3 protein-coding genes are annotated in these 2,214 nt (G+C 29.5%); 2 read left to right on the top strand and 1 reads right to left on the bottom strand.

What is annotated here, in order from left to right:
- Positions 1–184: 184 nt before the first annotated feature.
- Positions 185–337: a 50S ribosomal protein L33 gene (rpmG, locus tag ACWXVU_RS03160; protein WP_438340838.1), complete on the top strand. Its 153-nt coding sequence runs from the start codon at positions 185–187 to the stop codon at positions 335–337.
- A gap of 19 nt (positions 338–356) precedes the next feature.
- A complete protein-coding gene (locus ACWXVU_RS03155; RefSeq protein WP_438340839.1) occupies positions 357–1,409 on the top strand; it encodes a M24 family metallopeptidase in 1,053 nt (350 codons plus the stop codon).
- 74 nt (positions 1,410–1,483) lie between these two features.
- Here ACWXVU_RS03155 and ACWXVU_RS03150 read toward each other — a convergent pair.
- Positions 1,484–2,214, bottom strand: a 731-nt coding sequence (locus ACWXVU_RS03150; protein ID WP_456012191.1) for a hypothetical protein, incomplete at its 5' end; no start/stop codon positions are given.

Raw genomic sequence — 2,214 nt, 5'->3', positions numbered from 1 at the left:
CAATAAAAAGTTATGTTATTAAATAATTTTTTAAAAAATAATTAATCATTTTTTTATGTTATCCTTAACATATTAAAAAAAGCAAATTAATAGCAAATTATAATATAATTTATAATTATTTTAAAATACATAATGTTATTTAAAGTATTCAAAAATTAAATATTTTAAAAAAGAAGGAGAAAGTATGCCAAGAGAAGGTTTAACATTAAGATGTGAGTCATGCAAAATGGAAAACTACATCACAAAGAAGAATAAAAAGTTGCATCCAGAAAAAATGGAAGTAACAAAATATTGTCCAAAATGTAATGAACATACAAACCATAAAGAAAAAAAATAAATAGAGTTTAGGAGTTAAAATGCTAAAACAACAAATAACCAAAATTTTTGAAGAATTGAAGCTAGATGCAATTATCTCTGAGGCGCCTCAAACAAGATTATGATATGCTGGTATTCAGACAAGCGATGGTTTTATTGTAATTGAGAAAGAAAAAGCCTTTTTATTTGTAGATGGTAGATATATTGAATATGCAACTAAATTTGCAAAGAATGTTGAAGTTATTTTATTGGAGTCAGGAGAAGAAACACTATCGAATTTTCTAAACAAGAAAAAATATTCTAATGTTGGTATTGAATCAGATTATTTACATGTTCAAACATTTGAATATTTTAAAAAAATGATGCCAAAAGCAAAATTTCATAATGTAAAAGGAAAACAATTTAGAATAATAAAAGACCAAGAAGAATCCGATTACATCCAGGAAGCTTGTTTAATTTCATTGCAAGCATTAGAGGAATTAAAGAAAATTTTAGTTGAAGGCATGACTGAATTAGAAGTATCAAATAAACTTGGATATTTAATGCGCCTTTTTGGTGCTGAAAAAGAAAGCTTTGAAACAATCGTTGCATTTGGTACAAATGCTGCCGAACCTCATCATCATCCAACAAATCGTAAATTGGTTGATGGCGATATTGTTAAAATCGATTTTGGAGCGCAATACAATGGTTGAGCTAGCGATATAACAAGAACATTTTTCTTTGGAAAACCCAAGTCAGCTGAATTAGTTTCGATTCTTGATGTTGTTAGCGAAGCTCAAAAACTTGGCCGCGAAGCTGTAAAACCAGGAATTGAAACATCTGAGATTGATAAAATTTGTCGAGAATATATACAATCAAAAGGATATGGTAAATTCTTTACTCATTCAACTGGCCATGGTGTAGGAATCGATGTACACGAACTACCAGGAGTTGGCAGAAGAACGGGCAATGTGGTATTAGAAGAAGGAATGGTTATCACGGTTGAACCCGGGATTTATGTAAAAGATTTGGGCGGGGCTCGTATTGAAGATACAATCCTTGTTACCAAAAATGGTTCTAAGATCTTAAGCCGCCCTGAAAATTACGAAGAATAATTGAAGTAATTTTAAAAGCAAAGGTTTGTTACCTTTGCTTTTAAAATTTTTTTATTGAGATTTCTTAAAAGATATTAAAGTTCAACCTTTTGACCATCAATAATTAATTCTACAAGACGAATTGATTGAATATTATGGGTATCTGATTTAATTTCACTATTTAAAGAAAAATCAAAAGTGAATTTTTTGTTAAATGAATTTATTCTTTTGTTAGTTAAGGTTAATTTCTGTGATGTAAATTTTTGCGACGATTTTTCGAAGGCGTTAACAACAATTGTTATTGTAGCTATTTTATTAAAATATGAATCATTATTTGTTTCAAATTCAATAGTTAATTTATCATTTTTAAAATTTATAACATAACTCTTGAAATCAGTATCTTTTATCTTTAAACCGTTTGTTTGTCTGCTAAATTCTTCCTCACCAATAGTTGTGCTTCCAAAACCCAATAATTCAAATGTTGGCGGTGTTTGGTATTCTTTTGGTACATCAGCCTGTCCGAAAATCTGGCGATTAAAGTCCTCTAATTTAATGTTTTCTTTATCATATCCTAGCAATTCGAATGAAGATGGAACATCTGAAGATTCATTTTTTTTATGTTCTTCATTCTTTTCTTGTTTTTCTTGTGATTTATTATTTGAATCATCTTTAGTTCCTCCGGTACCTGGAGTTGTTTTATCGGGTTTACTCTTATCAGGCATTTCTTGTTGAGGGGTTTTTGTTTCTGGGTTTTCTGGTTTCTTTGGTTCAGCTGGTTTTTCTGGTTTTTCTGGTTTAGCAGGATTTGCACATGATAGAGCTATAA

Source organism: Mycoplasma sp. 2575 (assembly GCF_053851635.1).
The sequence above is the reverse complement of the archived record's forward strand: the minus strand, read 5'-3'. Positions and strand labels throughout refer to the sequence as shown.